This window comes from Priestia sp. 10L35 (assembly GCF_056395685.1).
Genome location: NZ_JBFTKA010000002.1, coordinates 845,488 through 863,410, shown reverse-complemented (window position 1 = coordinate 863,410; position 17,923 = coordinate 845,488). Strand labels below are relative to the sequence as shown.

Genomic DNA, 17,923 nt, shown 5'->3' with positions numbered 1-17,923 from the left:
TTTCTTTCAAAAGAAGTTGTGGTATTAAGTAGAATGCTACGGTAATAAAACGAACAAACTACTGATGAAAGGAGCTAGCTATGAGTGAACATACAGTAAAGCGAACAGGACGCACACGATGGTTCATTTCATCTTTGTTAAGCAGTATGATTATTTTAAATTATTTTGATCGTGTAGCGGTGTCAGTGGCCGCTCCTGCAATACAAGATGCATTTCACTTAACGGGAACAGAGCTCGGAATTGTCTTTTCTATTTATACGTATTCTTATACGATCATGCAAATACCTGCCGGAAGCTTGCTTGATCGGTTCGGAGTAGCATGGGTAACAAGAGTGGGTATGGTGATTTGGAGTTTATTAACGATGTCGATGGCATTTTTGCAAGGAAAACTTCTTCTCTATATCGTTCGATTTTTAATAGGAATAATGAGTGCTTCAGCTTTTCCAGCAGCGTCAAAAGCTACATCTCTATGGTTTCCTCCAAACGAAAGAAGCTTGCCAAATTCTTTGTTTGATTCAGCAGCCAAATTTTCAAATGTACTTGGCGCGCCTCTTGTAGCATTTCTCATCACTAAATTTGATTGGCGCACAGCATTTTTATCCATTGGAATTATAAACGTGCTGTTTACGCTGCTGTTTTGGTTTTATTACGAAAAACCAGAAAAGCATAGACGCATATCAGATGATGAGCTGAAGTATATTCAAGAAAATAATTTAAATGCGAACGATGAACAAACATCAAAATTTTTACATACCTTAAAAGTATTATTTACGAATCGAAAAGTTTGGGGGCTAATGATTGGGTTTACAGGCTATGGATATACGTTTAATTTACTGTTAACGTGGCTGCCAACTTTTTTAAAAGAGAAATACGGTATGGATATCATGTCATCGGGTCTGCTTACGGCAGTCCCTTGGCTAATTGCTACATTTGCTGGCATTTTAGTTGGTGGTTGGCTTGTTGATTACCTCATAAAAAAAGGATATAACAGTCAAAAAGTATATCGCACGATCATTGTTGTAGGATTATGCTTAGGGTTTGTTTTTTTAGGTTCTATTTTCACCAATAGTGTTGTAGTAGCGATGATTTGTATCTCGATTGGACTGGCAGGTATATCTGCAACGGCACCAATCGGCTGGTCAATTTCTGCTGAAATTGCGCCTGCAGGCTCCATTTCTCTTCTCAGTTCTATTGTTAATTTAGCTAATAATTTGTTTGGTGGAATTATAGCTACAGCTTTAACGGGATATCTTTTGGATAAAACCGGTTCTTTTAATCTAAGCTTTATTGTAGCGGGAATTGTATTGTTGCTAGGCTTAATTTTTTATATTTATGTGTTGGGAGATATTAAACAAATTAAAATTCCAAAAAACCAACGTACGAAGTAAAACCCCATGACTCGCTATGGGGTTTTACTTTTGATTATAAATAACGACCTTGCTCATGCACTTAGTGATGTGAAAAATCTAGTCTTCTGATCTGACGCTATTAAAAGGAGAAACAAGATGAATTTGTTTATTTGAAACATGTGCTAGGGGCTTGTTTTAAAATAGCATTGTTGGTATAGCATGTTCTTAAAAAGGTTAAGATGGTTTTTATGAAGAAATTCTGTGTCTATTTTTGTGATTTCAGCAGAAGTAGATATGAACCGCACTATAAAAAATAGAAAGGCAGAGGAACATGAATCATAAAGAAAGTGAAAACAATACTGAGTTAAATCAAAGTCATTTGTTAAAGGAGCCTCAACGTATAGAATTATCTAAGTATCAAATTTTAAAAGCACTGATACCTGTTATTATACTTGGGATTGTCGTTTTAGTTGCCGTATTACAAAATGATGGTCTTCTTAATTGGATTTAGGCATGTAAAAGGGGTCTGTAACGTACAAACAGACATCGCAATCAGTAGAAATAATGGATTGCAACTTAGGCATGCAACAAAAAAACTGCATAGAGTGTAATTCAAATCGCTTGGATACAGTAGAGGGAAAGAGGGAGATATATGCCAAGAGTAACCGTTTTAGGATACGGAAGTTTTGAAGTGGCAAAAGGAAAAAAGCTTGTCTTGGCACTTGAAGACAACGGTATAAATATTCTTCATCGGTGCGGCGGGAAAGCCAAATGCACGACTTGCAGGGTAGAAGTGCTCGAAGGTGAATATTGTGATTTAACACACGCGGAGAAAAATGCATACTCAGAAAGTTCAATTGAAGATCATTTGCGCTTATCGTGCCAAATTCGTGTAAATGAAGATGTCACCGTTCGGCCAATACTAACGGTAGAAAGCTCAGGACGAGAAGCAGGACCTCGACCCGCAGAGTAGTCATGTAATTGCAAAAAGCAGCGTGTGGAATGTTTACATGCTGCTTTTTGTATGTTTACTTAAAAAAATAACAAGAACAGCTACGGGGAGTAGCAGCTGTTCTTGTTCAAGTAAAATACCTACGGAATGATTCCTTTAAATTTTAGCATTCTGTAAGGCGGGCAGTAAATCACTCAAAAGAGTGATTATAAAGGCTTTTTTCGAACGGTTATCTGCAAATAGATTTAATTGGATTCTTCAATCACATCTCCACTTTTGTAAATATGATACCAGCCTATGGTACCTGATCCCCCTTGATCCATCCAGTCTTTATTTTTTGCTACGAATCTATAGTAAGCTTTATCGTTGTTATCTTTCCGTAAGCGGTCGTCTGTACTGAAGACAATGTTGTCACCTAGTTCTTTTTTACCGAATGCAATAGCCGTGCTGACAGGAAATTGCTTTCTTTCTACCTTGTTCTCATCTAAAGCTGCCCATGTTAAGGGGCCAACAATACCATCTGGAGACAAGCGGTGATCGGTTTGAAATTCTTTTACTACATTTTGCGTTCGCGTACCGAAAATTCCATCAACTGATGTGTTATACTTCACATCCTTTAAACTTTGCTGTAAGTCTCTTACGTAGCTAGAGTGGGAACCTTTACGAAGCGTAGGCCTCGTTTCTGCTTTAGCTTCAATTTTTTGTGAGTAGGCATCTTTAGCAGCTGCTTCAGTAGTTGGAGTGCTGAATGCTACGCATGTTGTTGCAAGCGTAAGAGTAGAAAGCATGACAAGTGTTTTTTTCGTTAACATGAAATAACCTCCTTGTTTTTAGCAACTATTTGTCGCTTTTCATGAGCTTTATAACTAATTAGTAGCTATAAATTCAACTTATTATAGCGCAGCCAGTTTTCTATTTGTTTTTATATTCCTATGATTATATAAGATAGTCATAAAAAACTAGTGAAGTAGATAAATCGTTCTATGTTTTCACTATAATTTCATTTTTCTCTGATACAGTACGGAATGAAAAATAGCAGGTGGAGTGTCTTGCATGATCATAGTGTGTTTTGCTGTATAGCACCCATAATAAATAAACGAATGAAGAGACTGCAAAGTGTCTTAGATCTCTTTGCAGTCTCTTCATGTTCAAGAGCTCTGCGTTCAAATAATAACTAGAAAGGAATTATGTGATGTCACCTCTGTATTCCCAGCATATAAGGAATCTTTTTTCGAAGCAAAAGTTTAATAAATTATCGCGTAAACAAATCTTTCTCTATATACTAGGAATTTGCTGTTTGTGTATAGCGCTAATAGTAACAAACCACAATTATTCGCTTTATAAAAAACCGATAGCGGAGGTAGTGAAGACGAATGTTGTAGAACAAAATAAATCTACTGATTTAAATCACAACAAAGATACCGTATATTCTCAAAAAATTGTTGCTAAAATCATGAACGGAAAATACAAAGGGAAGCTTATTCATTTAGAGAATACGTACTCATACTCAGGTGCTTATGATCAAAAGTACACTGTCGGAACAGATCTTTTTGTCTCCTTAGAAAAGAATTCACAGCATGCTTTAAGTGGCACGATTGAAGGAGTGAAGCGGGACACGCAGGTTACCGCTGTCGCGGGTTTATTTATATTAATTTTGCTGGCGATTGGAAAAAAACAAGGTTTTTATTCAATCATTAGCTTATTTATTAATATTGTACTTTTAATCGGGGCTCTCAATGTATATTTAGCACTAGGGAATGTGAGCTTGCTAGCTGTATGTATTGTTGCGGTCGTTCTTTTTACAGTTATTTCTTTATTATTAGTAAGCGGTAATCAAGAAAAAACGCATGTAGCAATTATTTCAACTTTAATAGGTACGTTTGTTTCTCTATTAATTGCGTACATCGTCATGCAGCTAACAGATTCGAACGGTCTTCATTATGAAGGAATGGAGTTTGTGACGATTCCTCCTCAAAAAATATTTATGAGTGAGGTACTAATAGGATCATTAGGAGCTGTGATGGATGTAGCTATTACGATTACTTCTTCTGTTTATGAACTATATGAAAAGAATAAAGAGATAGCGCACAAAGACTTACTAAAATCGGGCAAGGAAATTGGCGGAGACATTATGGGAGCCATGACGAATATTTTATTTTTTTCATATATAAGTGGAACAATTCCAATGGTCCTTCTTTATTTAAAAAACGGTTCTCCTTTAGGATACACGTTTTCAATGAATTTCTCGTTAGAGTTAATCCGTGCTCTTACTGGCAGCATTGGCATTGTGCTAACGATTCCAATTACACTCTATCTTTCGATTCTTTTTATTTTTAGGAAGGGGTACAGAAAGTGAACGTTTTACTGTTGCTTGCTCTTATTTTATTTATTTTGATGAGTATGGTGGGCGGAAAAAAAGGAATTAGATCTTTCCTTGCTTTGTTCTTGAATTTTGGCGTTATTTTTCTAACCATTCTCTTTATGCTGTCTATAAAAAATACGATTATTGTTACGTTGATCGCTTGTACAATCATTAGCTGTATTAATTTATTTTATATTAATAAATTCAATCATAAAACGCTTGCTGCGTTTGTTTCAACGATTATTACCTTAGCCGTTTTAGTACTCTTTATTTTTATCATTGAACATCATGCCATGATTCAAGGGTTTGGAGAAGAACAAGAAGAAGAAATTAACGCTTTTTCACTTTACGTTGGAATTGACTTTGCTAAAATAGCCATTTGTACAATTATTATGGGAGCCATAGGAGCGATCATTGATATTTCGCTATCTATTTCATCTTCTATGAATGAATTATTTGTTCATGACCCGTCCGTAACTAAAAAAAATCTATTCAATTCAGGACTGAAAATTGGAAGAGATATTTTAGGCACTACAACCAATACACTGTATTTTGCATTTGTAGGGGGATATTTGACTTTAATTATATGGTTTAAGAGATTGTCGTATTCGTTTGGAGATATTATCAATTCAAAAACCTTTTGTGCAGAAGTCATTTCTATCTTAAGCGGAGGCATTGGTGTAGCCATTATTATTCCAATTACTTCATGGATTAGTGCCTCTATTTTTTTACAAAAAAGAGAAAAAGCGAACCATATGTACAAATAAAAAAAGAAAAAATTTAAGAAAATGCCCATCCAACTGGTAGTCAGTAATATTTGGATGGGCATTCACATTATTGGTGGAATGTTGAAAAGAAACTTCATGTAGGCTGGAAGTTATAGTTGAACGAAGGATTATTCTCTATTTTTCTCACTGATAGATAATACGAAAAGGCCAGGAAGCAGAATTTACAGGAGAAGCAGCTTTTACAAGGACGGTCTCACCGTTTGCTGGAAGCAGATTTTTAAACACATAAATTCTACGCTCACCTCTTGGAGATCCAGGTCCTCTGGAGGTTTTTTGGTGTATAATATTTCGTTCATTTTTTGGATCGAGTACCCAATGTGCGTACCAAACCTGCCGTAAAAATTGTCTATTTGTACTTTGCGAACGTTCATCAATTAAACGATTAAGAAATCTTGTTTGAGTAGTATTAAGCATAGAAGGGTGGCTGAGGAATACAGGGATTTTAAAAGCTCTGTCGGCTGTATTTTTCAAAGGAATTTTAGGGGAAGCAGAGGGCGATACTTTATTGTCTCTAAGAGAGTAAGGCTTGTCTACATAATATTTACCATCTTGAGGGTTATAATAGGAATAATGTTTTTTTATCATAATCATCCTTTCTTATTTTTCTCTATATTTTATGCGGATCGACAAAATAAGTATGTATGTTTGTCCAAGGACATTAGGAGCATTTTTAGGAGAAAATATACCTATAGTATTATGTGCTAGATTTTGTTTAGATTAGTAGGGGAAAAATAACTTCTTTAAATCCTTAGACAACTACTAAATCACTTTTAGTTTACTAAAAAATTGTAAAACATTTAGAAATCAATTATAGTAATGAGCATTAATACATAAGCACATTATTATCTATTAACTGAAAGGGAGTAGGAGGTATTCATTAATGAGCACAAAATCTATAGATAGTATTGAAAAGGCAGCCCAAATCTTAAAATTATTGGGAGATAAAACAAGGCTTTCGATGGTTAAATTAATAGAGAACAATGAATGCTGTGTTTGTGAGTTCGTAGATATCTATCAAGCTAGCCAACCTTCAATTAGTCAGCATTTACGAAAATTAAGAGATGCTGAACTTGTGAAGGAAAGAAGAAAAGGGCAATGGGTTTTTTATTCTCTTAATAAAGAAAGCCAGTACTATGAGTTTGTTCTGGGCATACTTGAATCTGTACCAAGTCAGGACGAACGTTTAAAAGAGCTGGAAAAACAAGGACTGCGTATTAGTTGTTGTGAATAATTGGAGGTTTAAAAAGTGGCATCAGTTGTACTAGCATCATTGATTTTTTTAGTAACATTAATTTTTGTCATTTGGCAGCCGAAAAATTTATCAATCGGCTGGTCGGCTTGCGGGGGAGCTATGATTGCTTTACTGGCAGGCGTTGTTGATTTTCAAGACGTTCTTGAGGTAACCAGCATTGTGTGGAATGCGACTCTTACGTTTATTGCTATTATTATTATTTCTTTAATTTTAGATGAAATTGGTTTCTTTGAATGGGCAGCGCTTCATATGGCTAGAGCTGCAGGAGGGAACGGCGTGCGTATGTTTGTGTACGTGTCTCTTCTTGGAGCCGTTGTAGCAGCGCTATTTGCTAATGACGGAGCAGCGTTGATTTTAACACCCATTGTACTAGCCATGGTTCGGGCATTAAAGTTCGACGATAAAATGGTTTTTCCGTTTATTATCGCAAGTGGATTTATTGCAGATACAACGTCGCTGCCCCTTGTTGTTAGTAATTTAGTAAATATCGTATCAGCCGACTTCTTCGGTATTAGCTTTTCTGAATTTGCATCACGCATGATTGTTCCAGATTTGGTTTCTCTGTTTGCAAGTATTATGGTCTTATATCTGTATTTCCGCAAAAGAATTCCTAAGAAATACAATGTAGCAGATTTGCAGAAGCCAGTGGATGCCATCAAAGATGAAAAGATGTTTCGGTTATCTGGAATTGTCTTAGTTTTATTAGTGCTAGGCTATTTAATTGGAGAATTCTTTAGCGTCCCTGTTTCGATTATTGCAGGTCTTATTGCTATTCTGTTTTTGATGATGGCTAAAAAAAGCCGAGCGGTTCATACAAAAAAAGTGTTACGGGGAGCTCCATGGGCGATTGTCTTTTTCTCTATCGGCATGTATGTTGTTGTATACGGCTTGCGTAATGCTGGTTTAACAGAAATTCTGGCTGACGTGATCCAAGCAACGGCCAGCCATGGACTGTTTGCAGCAACAATCGGTATGGGATTCACTGCGGCTATTCTTTCATCGATTATGAACAATATGCCAACCGTGATGATTGATGCACTAGCAATCGATGCCACGCACGCAGCAGGAACAATCAAGGAAGCGCTCGTTTATGCAAATGTTATTGGATCGGATTTAGGGCCGAAAATTACCCCGATTGGCTCTTTAGCGACGCTTTTATGGCTTCATGTTCTGTCAACAAAAGGCGTGAAAATTTCCTGGGGAACGTATCTTAAAACGGGTATTATCTTAACGATTCCGACATTGTTTATTACGCTTGTTGGTTTGTATGTTTGGTTATTGATTATTTCATAACACGTCCAGATTTGTTTTAGTCGATATGATAATGGCTGTTGCCAGAAAAATTCAGATATGTATCAAAGCTGTAGAAAATAATCTACAGCTTTTTTGTTGAAAAATTATAACGGACACTGACACGCTTTTAAAATGGAATATGTATTTCTCATTGAAACTACTTTTCTCCTCATTCATACTCCAACAGCTCTTTCTATGATAAAATAATAAAACTGACTAAGTTTCACATGGAAATTTGAAATGTAAGGTGATTAAATACATGAAGTTAATTATTGCAGAAAAGCCGGATCAAGGGTCGACGCTCGCTTCACAGTTTAAGCCGAAGCGTCACGACGGCTATTTAGAGATTCCACCGAATGAAGTGTTTACAGACGGAGCATATGTGACGTGGGCAGTGGGGCATTTATGTCAGCTTGTAAGTCCGGAAGATTATAAGCCGGAGTGGAAAAAGTGGTCAATTGACACGCTGCCGATGATTCCAGACCGCTTTCAATATGAAGTGACGCGCTCAAAAGCGAAGCAGTTTCAAGTGGTAAAAAAACTGCTTAAAAAGCCGACGGTCACAGAAATTATACATGCGGGAGATGCGGGGCGAGAGGGAGAATTAATCGTTCGCAATATCATTCAGCTGTCAGGCGTGCATAAGCCGATGAAACGATTGTGGATTTCTTCTTTAACGCCAAAGGCCATTTATGATGGGTTTCAACAGTTAAAAGACGAAAGCGATACGCGTAACCTTTATTATGAAGCCTATACAAGAGCATGTGCGGATTGGGTCGTTGGGATGAATGCTTCACGGGTGTATAGCATTTTGTTAAAAAAGCACGGCATGTCAGATGTTTTTTCAGCGGGGCGCGTGCAGACGCCAACGCTTGCTTTGATCGTAAAGCGTGAAAAGGAAATTGATAACTTTAAATCAGAGCCTTTTTGGGAAGTGCTTGCTAAGTTTGATATTGAAGGAAAGAAGTATGAAGGCAAATGGCAACAAGACGGAGAATCACGTCTCAAAGAAAAAGAGATGGCATATAAAATTGCTCAGTTTTGCGAAGGAAAAGACGCGGAAGTTCATGAACTCGTAACGGAGCGAAAAGAGTTCCAGCCGCCTTTATTATTTAACTTATCATCACTTCAAGCAACGGCGAATAAAGCGTTTAAGTTTTCTCCTAAAAAGACGCTTGATGTGCTGCAAGGGCTGTACCAGAAAGGAATTGTTTCTTATCCAAGATCGGACTCAAACTACGTAACAGAAGGAGAAGCCGAAACGTTTCCTGAGATTTTAGAAAAGCTGAGTGCTTTTTCTGAATACGAACATTTATTTCCGCTTCCTTACTCTTCAGTCCTGGGAAATAAACGCTATGTAAATGCAAAAAAAGTAAGCGATCACTATGCGATTATTCCAACGGAACAAGTGAAGGACCCTAGCAAACTGTCAGGAGACGAACAGAAAATTTACGACTTAGTCGTAAGGCGTCTAATTGCGGCACACTATGAAAAAGCGATTTTCGACTATACAACGATTACCACACTCGTGGAAAAGAGAGCAGCTTTTATTTCAAAAGGAAAGCAGCAAATTCAAGAAGGCTGGCGTAAAGTAATTTTTCAAAACGAGAAAGACGACGACGTTATTCTTCCGAATGTCCAAGAAGGGGAAGAAGGAAAAGTTGTTAAAGTAGACGTAAAAGAAGGTAAAACACAGCCTCCAAAACGCTACACGGAAGGTCAGTTGATTACGCTGATGAAGACAGCGGGTAAGCATTTGGATAATGATGAGCTGGAGAAAATTTTAGCAAAGTCAGAAGGGTTAGGGACTGAAGCTACGCGTGCGGGAATCATTACAATGCTTAAAGACCGTAAATATATTGATGTGAAAAAAAACCAAGTGTTTGCGACTGATAAAGGAAAGGTATTGATTGACGCGATTGGCGATAAAATTTTAGCTTCACCAGAAATGACGGCTAAGTGGGAGCAGCGTTTAGCTGAAATTGGAGAAGGAGCAGCATCGGCCGCTGCTTTTATGGAACAAACAAAAAAGCTGTCAGCTAAAATTATCGAAGACGCTGTCGAAGCAGAAAGTAAGTGGAACTTCAGCGGATACGACACTGAATCCATTCAGCGAAAAGGAAAAGGTAAAGGTAAAAGCTTCTCTTCTAAATCGTTTGGTTCGTGTAAGCTTTGCGACGGAAAAGTAGTGGATAAAGGCTCCTTTTACGGATGCTCAAACTATGCAAAAACAAAATGCACGTTTACCGTATCGAAAAAGATTTTAGGTAAAACAGTCACTCAAGCTAATTTAAAAAAACTGTTAAGCGAAGGACAGACAGATTTGATTGAAGGCTTTAAAAAAGGCGATAAAACCTTTAATGCCAAGTTAGAATGGAAAGAAAATAAAGTACAGTTTTTATTTGAAAAATAGAGGGATAAAAAGCGTTTGCTAAAGAGCAAGCGCTTTTTGCATGCGAAGAAACAGGATTTCTCCAGCTTTTCTAGAAGTTCTTACATAGTTTATTTATGTAAAGGATGAGATTGATGAAGCGAACGAATAAAGGAATGATTCCGTTTTGGGATTATATTGGTATTGAGGAAACGCTGCTTGAAAAAGGATATGCGGAGTTAAAAATCACGATTCAGCCGCAGCTTCTGCAGGGAAGAGGAACGGTTCATGGAGGCGTTATTGCCACGCTTATTGACGCGGCAGTTGGTTCAGCTGTCCGGTCTTCTCTTTCTGAGGAAGAAAGTGCCAGTACAGTTGAATTAAAAGTAAATTACACAAGGCCGGGTATAGGTGAGTATTTAGTTGCTAAATCCACACTGTCTCACCACGGTAAAACGCTAGCTGTCGGAGAAGTGAAAATTGAAGACAGCAGCGGCAAGCTTGTTGCACTTGGCAGTGCAACATATATGATTTTTTCAGCAGAAAAAGCTTAGGATTCTAAGCTTTTTCTGCTGAATGCAGCTGCTGGCTAATGAATGCAATGATCGTTTTATAGTAAGCTTTGGGATGAGGAGCAAATTCACTTTTATGTGCTGTACGGTGAATAGGCTCTTTTTTATTTGTTATCCCTTCAATGATCAGTTCTGTTTGATTTCCAAGCCAGAGTTCGCAAAAGTGAGAAAACGGCGCTTTTACAAGCCCTGATACTTCTTCTTGCTGCAACGTAAAAGCAGTGAGCGGATGAGAGCTGTAATATAAAAATATGTGTGCGAATTCTTTGTCAATATAGTGCGGCTGAGATACTTCATATTTAAATACATCTAAAGGAAGCAATTCATCAAATGAAATGTTGACGCCGAGCTCTTCGTGAATTTCTCTTACACCGTCCACAGCGGTTTCTGTATGAAGCAAATGTCCGGCAGCTGTAATATCGAGCGCACCCGGATAATCTTGTTTTTGTTCGCTGCGAATTTGAAAATAAATATAGTCTGTATCATTTTCGCGGCTGACAAACCAGCAGTGAAATGCTTCATGCCAATAGCCTTTTTCGTGAACTTCTTTGCGAGACGCTGTTCCTATGCGCTCCTGTTGGTCGTTAAATACGGTTAGCACTTCATCGTTCATCATAAAACCCCCATTTGTTTCCTACTTCTTTCTACTCTAACCCGCCGTGAAAGGTATGTAAATAATGGAAGATGAAAATCTGCTTTGATCCATATAAATATGCACAAAATAAAAGATACATCAATTTTAGTAAAGAAGGTGCATATGGTGAATCATTGGATGGAAGTGGTACTTCGTTCAGTGCTGATTTTACTTGGCTTGTTTTTTATTACAAAGCTGTTGGGGAAAAAACAGTTATCCAAACTTTCTTTTTTTGAATATATCGTTGGCATTACAATTGGAGATATTGCAGGAACAATTTCAATGGATGTAGATTTACAGGCAAGTCACGGGGTAGTCGCGATTTTAGTGTGGGCATCCTTTCTTATTTTTGTATCAAACGTATCGTTAAAAAGTATAAGCTTTCGAAACGCGGTGGAAGGGACGACAACGATCCTCATTAAAGAAGGAAAAATTCTTGAGGGAAATGTAAAAAAAGAAAAATATACAGTAGATGAGCTCATGGAGCAGCTTCGGAAAAAAGACATCTTTTACGTAGAAGACGTAGCTTTTGCTATGCTCGAAACCAACGGGGAATTAAGCGTGCTGTTAAAAAAAGAAAAGCAAAACGTTACGAGAGAAGATTTATTAATAAAAGGAGAGGAGACACGATTACCTCAAACGATTATCATGGACGGAAATATAATGAAAGAAGCCGTTCATGAGCTAGGGTATAGCGTAGCGTGGGTTAAAGAGCAGCTCAAAAAGAAAGATGCTGCAGCCGATAAGGTATTTTTAGGCCAAGCAGACTCAGCAGGTCATTTATATCTTGATTATTATGAAGACTAAGGCTGAGAGAAAAGTATTTTAGCCCAAGTGAAAAACGAACCATTAATCAACATGTTTGATTAGTGGTTCGTTTTTTGTGATGGTGAATATAGTTTTATTTGTTTCGTTCCTTCTAGCAGTTGCATGGAAATCAACTGCGGTGTAATAAGCAGTCCAGCTCATGTATCTCATTGATTTGTCTTTAGGTTGGATTCATTTAGTTATGTCTCAACCTCAGCGAGGATCTACTTCTTGCCCAGATTTTATGTCGATTACTTTAAGGTTATTTTGAGGTGCTTTAATATCTTTACTTGCAGGCGCTGCTTTTTTATTTTCCACCCAGTCTACTAACAAATCAAAAGATTGATGAGCATATGGAAGCAGAGGCTGAAGCTCTTGATTTGGATCCGTTTGTTTATTCCATACTAAGCTGTCAACGTGATTTCCGTTTTTAACGGTATAGAGACGATGAAGATTTGCTTTGCCAGCTTTTTTAACGAGTTTTTCATAGCCTTCCGCGTGAATAGACGGGAAGATAAGTGAATCGAGAGAGCCAGCCATACTGATAAGAGGTACATCGATATCGCCCGTATTTTCTACTTTTGCTACATTTTCTTTTACGCTTTTTGGACGGGTTTGATAGCGATAATTTTCAAAGATATAATCCCATGAGCGATCACGTAGACCTGCTGAAGTAAAGTTTAAATAGTTGTGCCAGTTTGTTCTTCCTGGAGCAGTTGGATCAAAGTGATCACGGTAAATGTTTAATGTGACCGCCCAGTACACTTGATCATGATAATTCCACAATTTTTCAGATCCTTTTGGAAGACCTGCTTTATACATTTGTTTCATGGCTTTTTTCTGTTCTTTTCCCGTTCCGTACAGCGCTTCTTCTGCGTTGTTGACAACAGGTGTTAGTGAGCTAATTAAATTTGGTGCTTTCGAACTCCATAATACGCCTTCCCAATCGACGCCTCCATCAAATAAACGAGGCTCTTTTGTTTGTTTTGGATCATCGTGTTCAAGTGCGTATCTGACGACGTATCCACCGTTTGAAATGCCAATTGCATACGTTGGTACTTTATGATCGTTTCGAATCAAATCGCTTGCAGGATTTTTTTGATTGGACGGGTTGATTAGCTTGTCTGAATAATGAGTAGTCAAGTATTGCTGGGCAGCTTTTGTCAGCTGACGATAGCGCATATTCCATTCTGCTACGCTGTCGTCATCGTTAGCGAGTGCATTTTTTACTTTAGCAAAAGGATCGTTAGGATCACTTTCTCCTTGTGTTCCTTTATCGGTGGCTGCAAACGCATAGCCTTTTTTAAGAACGTAATCGCTGAATAATAAATCGGTGGACGTTTCGTTGCGCGTGGCAGGAATGCCGGCTACCACCAGTTTTCCGTTCCAGTTATCAGGAACACGGATAACGAACTGAGCGTCTTCAAAAATGCCATTTACTTGGGTTCCTTTGACCGCAGCGGGCTGATTGATTCGATACCAGCCCGATCCATCTTCAGGTTTCCCCCAGTTATAAGGAGTAAGCCCAATATTGCCATAGAGCGTAGCCTGCTGATATTGAGCGGTGTTTTTAGTGGTGAGCCAATTCCCGTTCGCTCCGTCAAAATAGGTTTCTGCTGACTGATCAGCATTTGGGATTACATCTGTGTTGGTAGAAGCTTCAGCAAGAGATCCTGAAGCTGAAAAACAAAGAGCAGCAGAAAAAGTAAGCGCTATCATTTTTCGTTTCACATTTCTTCCTCCTCATAAAAATACTCATACCTTTTAAGTAAATTCCATAAAAAAGAAAAATGTCCTGTTTTAAAATTAGTTTGGAGGAAAGTTTTTTCATTTGTTTCTAAGCTGTTTTTGTCTAACAAACAGGTAAACTGCATCCAATTCTCTAGTTTCTTTTTAGGCTGCTTATATTATAATGAAACAAGGATTAAAAAAGACAGGGTAAAACAATCGATTAAATAAGTATAAAAGAGGGCAAGGGAGTAGGTCTATGAGCAGCTTTAACAGTCAGTTTTTGTATTCCGTTACAATTATTCTATTAGGATACATACTAAAACGAACAAACCTCCTTCAGCAAAAAGACGGGGAAGCTTTAGCCAGAATTATTTTTAATATTACAATGCCTTGCTTGATTATTGTCACATTCAGCAGTATTAAAATTGATGGATCGCTTATCTTACTATTAGTTATTGGGATTGTCTATGGCTTGCTGTTAGCTGCTGTAGGGGTTTTTGTTTTTCGAAAAGATGAGCGAAAAGTGAAAGGCATGCTGACGATGATGATTCCAGGATTTAATATTGGAATGTTTGCTTATCCACTAGTAGAAGGTATCTGGGGAAAAGAAGGACTTAAATACTTTGGTATGTTTGATGTCGGAAATGCCTTTGTTATTTTTGTTTTATGCTATGTGATTGGCAGCTACTACTCTGGGGATGATATTGACATTGAATTTAAAAAGATTTTATATAAAGTATTAAAATCAATGCCGCTTCTTACCTATGTAATCATTTGTCTTCTTGCGATTATAGGCATTCATTTACCATCATACGTATTAGACGTTTCAGGCATTATCTCGAAAGCGAATATGCCGCTTTCTCTTTTGCTTTTAGGCGTATACTTAAATTTTTCATTCCAAAAAAGCTATTTAAAAAAAATTATCATGTTTTTAAGCATCCGCTACGTGATTGGACTTGGCGTAGGGATTGCGCTGTTTTTCTTACTTCCATTTGAAGATATGTTTCGTTATACAATTTTAGTTTGTTTCATTCTACCAGTAGCGGGGTCAGTTTTACCTTACGCAGTAGAATTCAAATACGATCAAAAATTTGTCGGCACCGTGTCAAATATGACGATTCTGCTGAGCTTTTTACTGCTGTGGGGAATGACAAACATTTTAATGTAAATAACTGAGGACGCTCACACTTTTGAGCGTCCTTTTTGATGAAAAAAGGATATTCCCAAATAAACAGAGGTAAGCTAGGAGAAGAGAAAATCCATCATACATACAACCTGACGGGAGGAAAAAAAGTGGAGTCCTTAACTTTTGTTTTATTTGGCGCAACGGGTGATTTAGCAAAAAGAAAAATCTTTCCTGCTCTTTATAATTTATTTACAGACAAAAAGCTCCCTGATACTATTTCTATTATTGGATCGGGGTACGAGCAGATGTCTCATGAGGATTTTAAAGAGCGCGTAAAGCAATCTATAAACGATTTTTCGAGACGGAAAATGGAAAGTAACGAAGAAGATTTTTTGTCTCTGTTTCATTATCAAGCAGTAGACGCAAGCAAAACAGAAGATTATAAACAGCTGCTAAAACTTGTGAATGAGCAAGAAACAACTCATGTAAGTAAAGGGAATCGTTTGTTTTATTTGTCGGTAGCACCCGAATACTTCGATGTAATTGCTCTGCATATAAAAAAAAGCGGCTTGGATCAAACCAGCGGCTGGAAGCGTCTTATGATTGAAAAGCCGTTTGGACATGATCTTGTTTCAGCAAGAGAGCTTAATGAAAAGCTAAGCAGTACGTTTAAAGAAGAAGAAATTTATCGAATTGATCATTATTTAGGTAAACCGATGGTGCAAAATTTAGAAGCGCTTGAATTTACGAACCCCGTGCTGCAATCGCTGTGGAATAACAAACACATTGCAAATGTCCAAATTACGGCAAGTGAAACAGTCGGTGTTGAAAATCGTGCAGGGTATTATGATCATACGGGGGCCATACGCGACATGATTCAAAATCATATGCTGCAGGTTCTCATGATGACAGCTATGCATCTTCCAAAACGAATTTGCTCAGAAAACATTTTAGAAGAAAAGCAAAAAGTAATGGAGTCACTGAGGAAAATTCAAGCGGAAGAAGTAGCTCGCGATGTTGTACGAGGGCAATACGGAAGCGGAGAAATCGATCACAAATCTGTTAGAGGATACAAAGAAGAGCCTGGCGTAGAAGCAGACTCTAAAAATGATACGTTTGTGGCAGCGCGTTTATGGATTGATAATCCATTTTGGAAAGGCGTTCCTTTTTATATTCGAACGGGCAAACGAATGAAAGAAAAATCAACTCGCATCGTCGTAGAATTTAAAGATTCTTTAAAAGGTCTGTATGAAACTCCTTATGACAAAGTAGCACCAAACTTATTTATTATTGAAATTAGTCCAAGCGAAAACGTCGCTTTGCAGCTTAACAGCAAAAATCCATTAAAAAATGGTGTTATTGAACCGGTTCGTATTACGTTTTCAAGAGAAGAAGGAAATGTACCGGAAGCATATGAACGAATTATTTACGACGCATTAATCGGGGACTCCACATTTTTTGCTCATTGGAAAGAAGTAGAGCTGTCTTGGCAATGGGTGCAGCCCGTATTAGATGCATTTGAAGCTGATATGCTGCCGCTTTATGAATATCCATCCGGCTCACAAGGTCCTGAAGAAGCACAAAAATTAGTTGCACAAGAAGGCTTTAAGTGGTGGCTCGATGACGATGAACATGGGGAAGCACCTGGAGTGTTTTTGCCTATTTAAAAAAAGAGGCTAGGACAAAATTTTTTTCGTTGAAGAAAGATCCGAACGATGAATTGAGATTCTTGATGGAGGCTCTCAATTCATCGTTCGGATCTTTTTATTTATGTATCTCATTTGTTCGTCTTTGGATTGAATGAGTTTAGTTATGTCTCAATCGCTTTTGGTGTTTAATCGTTTTTGTAAATGAACAAGATCATGATGTAAATGTTTTTGCATATGTTCAACAGCTTTTAAACTGCGTTTTTTCATAAAGGTGAACACTTGCTGATGCTCATCTAAAATCTCAGCAGCGCGTCTTTTACCTTTAAAATTAAGCACCCGACAAAAATAAATCAATACATTTACGCTATCGAGCTGTTTTTTTAAATGTTTATTGTGACTGTATTGAAGAATCAGCTGATGAAAATGTTCATTTAGCTCAATAAGTCGAGAATCCTCGGCTCCTTGCTTTATTTCCTCAGCGGTTCTATCTAACAGCTGCTCAATGAAAAGAAGCTCTTTATCAGAAGCGCGAGTAATACACAGCTCAATGGCTAAAGACTCTAAAGCCGTACGAATTTGATAAATTTCTTCTACGTCTTCAGGAGACAGGGAATAAACAATAAAGCCTGTTTTTTGATCTGCAACTAAAAGGCCGTCTTTTTCTAATAAACGCATTGCTTCTCTTATGGGAGAGCGGCTAACCCCAAATGCTTTAGCTAGCTGGGTTTCATTGATTCGCTGGCCCGGTTTATATTCACCGTTCACAATCATTTGCTTAATTTTTTCATAAAATTGAAGATAGTATGGTAACGGCTTATGTAAATCAAAATTGTTCATTGATATACCTCGTTTATTTATAATCATTTATTTCCTAATTATAATACGCTTGTTCATAAGAGTCATAATAATTTTGAATTTTTGAAGAAAATGAATATATTCAGAATTTTCTTGATGAAAGCGTTCTTTTTACGTATAATCAAATAGATAATATCAGTCGACGGTCGACCGATAGGTTTTTTACATAAAAGACGCAGGGG

At 37.5% G+C, this 17,923-nt stretch carries 17 protein-coding genes; 12 read left to right on the top strand and 5 right to left on the bottom strand.

Going from position 1 to position 17,923, the window contains the following annotated elements; translation table 11 throughout:
- The first annotated feature begins 80 nt into the window (after window positions 1-80).
- The 3 genes from AC1DEF_RS10410 (at window position 81) to AC1DEF_RS10400 (ending at window position 2,322) form a co-directional block, all read left to right on the top strand.
- A complete protein-coding gene (locus AC1DEF_RS10410; protein WP_097823661.1) occupies window positions 81-1,388 on the top strand; it encodes an MFS transporter in 1,308 nt (435 codons plus the stop codon).
- 292 nt (window positions 1,389-1,680) lie between these two features.
- A complete protein-coding gene (locus tag AC1DEF_RS10405) occupies window positions 1,681-1,860 on the top strand; it encodes a hypothetical protein (RefSeq protein ID WP_013082801.1) in 180 nt (59 codons plus the stop codon).
- Between the two features lie 141 nt (window positions 1,861-2,001).
- Complete coding sequence (locus AC1DEF_RS10400) at window positions 2,002-2,322, top strand: 2Fe-2S iron-sulfur cluster-binding protein (RefSeq protein ID WP_034264498.1); 321 nt, start codon at window positions 2,002-2,004, stop codon at window positions 2,320-2,322.
- A gap of 224 nt (window positions 2,323-2,546) precedes the next feature.
- Here the strand turns inward: AC1DEF_RS10400 and AC1DEF_RS10395 are convergent, their stop codons facing one another.
- Window positions 2,547-3,113, bottom strand: a complete 567-nt coding sequence (locus AC1DEF_RS10395) for a peptidoglycan-binding domain-containing protein (protein WP_033578741.1) — start codon at window positions 3,111-3,113, stop codon at window positions 2,547-2,549.
- A 551-nt stretch (window positions 3,114-3,664) separates the two neighbouring features.
- On the opposite strand from AC1DEF_RS10395, the gene AC1DEF_RS10390 reads away from it, so the two are divergent.
- Window positions 3,665-4,657, top strand: coding sequence for a YibE/F family protein (locus tag AC1DEF_RS10390; RefSeq protein WP_097823660.1), 993 nt, complete (start codon window positions 3,665-3,667; stop codon window positions 4,655-4,657).
- The gene (locus AC1DEF_RS10385; protein ID WP_043981974.1) at window positions 4,654-5,430 is read left to right on the top strand and encodes a YibE/F family protein; all 777 of its coding nucleotides are present in this window, start codon (window positions 4,654-4,656) and stop codon (window positions 5,428-5,430) included. Before AC1DEF_RS10390 ends, AC1DEF_RS10385 begins: the two co-directional genes overlap by 4 nt.
- A 144-nt stretch (window positions 5,431-5,574) precedes the next feature.
- Here AC1DEF_RS10385 and AC1DEF_RS10380 read toward each other — a convergent pair whose 3' ends face one another.
- A complete protein-coding gene (locus AC1DEF_RS10380; protein WP_477727361.1) occupies window positions 5,575-6,042 on the bottom strand; it encodes a hypothetical protein in 468 nt (155 codons plus the stop codon).
- Between the two features lie 289 nt (window positions 6,043-6,331).
- Between AC1DEF_RS10380 and AC1DEF_RS10375 the strand changes: the two genes are divergently transcribed.
- The 4 genes from AC1DEF_RS10375 (at window position 6,332) to AC1DEF_RS10360 (ending at window position 10,921) form a co-directional block, all read left to right on the top strand.
- Window positions 6,332-6,682, top strand: a complete 351-nt coding sequence (locus AC1DEF_RS10375; RefSeq protein ID WP_013056623.1) for an ArsR/SmtB family transcription factor — start codon at window positions 6,332-6,334, stop codon at window positions 6,680-6,682.
- 15 nt (window positions 6,683-6,697) lie between these two features.
- Window positions 6,698-7,996 carry an arsenic transporter gene (locus AC1DEF_RS10370; protein WP_097823658.1) on the top strand — a complete coding sequence of 433 codons (1,299 nt, stop codon included), beginning with the start codon at window positions 6,698-6,700 and terminating at the stop codon, window positions 7,994-7,996.
- Between the two features lie 259 nt (window positions 7,997-8,255).
- Window positions 8,256-10,409: a DNA topoisomerase III gene (locus AC1DEF_RS10365; RefSeq protein WP_097823657.1), complete on the top strand. Its 2,154-nt coding sequence runs from the start codon at window positions 8,256-8,258 to the stop codon at window positions 10,407-10,409.
- A 113-nt stretch (window positions 10,410-10,522) separates the two neighbouring features.
- Window positions 10,523-10,921 (top strand): PaaI family thioesterase, encoded by a 399-nt coding sequence (locus AC1DEF_RS10360; protein WP_097823656.1) that lies wholly within the window; start codon window positions 10,523-10,525, stop codon window positions 10,919-10,921.
- 4 nt (window positions 10,922-10,925) lie between these two features.
- Here the strand turns inward: AC1DEF_RS10360 and AC1DEF_RS10355 are convergent, their stop codons facing one another.
- On the bottom strand, window positions 10,926-11,555 hold the full coding sequence (locus tag AC1DEF_RS10355) for an NUDIX hydrolase (RefSeq protein WP_097823655.1): 630 nt from the start codon (window positions 11,553-11,555) through the stop codon (window positions 10,926-10,928).
- A gap of 141 nt (window positions 11,556-11,696) precedes the next feature.
- Here AC1DEF_RS10355 and AC1DEF_RS10350 point away from each other — a divergent pair, with 141 nt between their 5' ends.
- Window positions 11,697-12,380, top strand: coding sequence for a DUF421 domain-containing protein (locus tag AC1DEF_RS10350; protein WP_255255718.1), 684 nt, complete (start codon window positions 11,697-11,699; stop codon window positions 12,378-12,380).
- Window positions 12,381-12,593: 213 nt separating this feature from the next.
- Here the strand turns inward: AC1DEF_RS10350 and AC1DEF_RS10345 are convergent, their stop codons facing one another.
- Window positions 12,594-14,111: a tannase/feruloyl esterase family alpha/beta hydrolase gene (locus AC1DEF_RS10345; protein WP_097823653.1), complete on the bottom strand. Its 1,518-nt coding sequence runs from the start codon at window positions 14,109-14,111 to the stop codon at window positions 12,594-12,596.
- 256 nt (window positions 14,112-14,367) lie between these two features.
- On the opposite strand from AC1DEF_RS10345, the gene AC1DEF_RS10340 reads away from it, so the two are divergent.
- Together AC1DEF_RS10340 and zwf are read left to right on the top strand one after the other, a co-directional pair.
- Window positions 14,368-15,279: an AEC family transporter gene (locus AC1DEF_RS10340; protein ID WP_043981988.1), complete on the top strand. Its 912-nt coding sequence runs from the start codon at window positions 14,368-14,370 to the stop codon at window positions 15,277-15,279.
- A gap of 125 nt (window positions 15,280-15,404) precedes the next feature.
- Complete coding sequence (gene zwf / locus AC1DEF_RS10335) at window positions 15,405-16,904, top strand: glucose-6-phosphate dehydrogenase (protein WP_176521231.1); 1,500 nt, start codon at window positions 15,405-15,407, stop codon at window positions 16,902-16,904.
- Window positions 16,905-17,054: 150 nt separating this feature from the next.
- Here the strand turns inward: zwf and AC1DEF_RS10330 are convergent, their stop codons facing one another.
- Entirely contained in the window at window positions 17,055-17,723 is a 669-nt protein-coding gene (locus AC1DEF_RS10330) for a GntR family transcriptional regulator (protein WP_097823651.1), read from the bottom strand.
- Window positions 17,724-17,923 lie beyond the last annotated feature (200 nt).

Excerpts from the sequence above, each read along its gene's own strand:
- AC1DEF_RS10410 (WP_097823661.1), top strand. The coding sequence starts at position 81 with ATGAGTGAACATACAGTAAAGCGAACAGGACGCACACGATGGTTCATT.
- AC1DEF_RS10405 (WP_013082801.1), top strand. The coding sequence starts at position 1,681 with ATGAATCATAAAGAAAGTGAAAACAATACTGAGTTAAATCAAAGTCAT.
- AC1DEF_RS10400 (WP_034264498.1), top strand. The coding sequence starts at position 2,002 with ATGCCAAGAGTAACCGTTTTAGGATACGGAAGTTTTGAAGTGGCAAAA.
- AC1DEF_RS10395 (WP_033578741.1), bottom strand. The coding sequence starts at position 3,113 with ATGTTAACGAAAAAAACACTTGTCATGCTTTCTACTCTTACGCTTGCA.
- AC1DEF_RS10380 (WP_477727361.1), bottom strand. The coding sequence starts at position 6,042 with ATGATTATGATAAAAAAACATTATTCCTATTATAACCCTCAAGATGGT.
- AC1DEF_RS10375 (WP_013056623.1), top strand. The coding sequence starts at position 6,332 with ATGAGCACAAAATCTATAGATAGTATTGAAAAGGCAGCCCAAATCTTA.
- AC1DEF_RS10365 (WP_097823657.1), top strand. The coding sequence starts at position 8,256 with ATGAAGTTAATTATTGCAGAAAAGCCGGATCAAGGGTCGACGCTCGCT.
- AC1DEF_RS10360 (WP_097823656.1), top strand. The coding sequence starts at position 10,523 with ATGAAGCGAACGAATAAAGGAATGATTCCGTTTTGGGATTATATTGGT.
- AC1DEF_RS10355 (WP_097823655.1), bottom strand. The coding sequence starts at position 11,555 with ATGATGAACGATGAAGTGCTAACCGTATTTAACGACCAACAGGAGCGC.
- AC1DEF_RS10350 (WP_255255718.1), top strand. The coding sequence starts at position 11,697 with ATGGTGAATCATTGGATGGAAGTGGTACTTCGTTCAGTGCTGATTTTA.
- AC1DEF_RS10340 (WP_043981988.1), top strand. The coding sequence starts at position 14,368 with ATGAGCAGCTTTAACAGTCAGTTTTTGTATTCCGTTACAATTATTCTA.
- AC1DEF_RS10330 (WP_097823651.1), bottom strand. The coding sequence starts at position 17,723 with ATGAACAATTTTGATTTACATAAGCCGTTACCATACTATCTTCAATTT.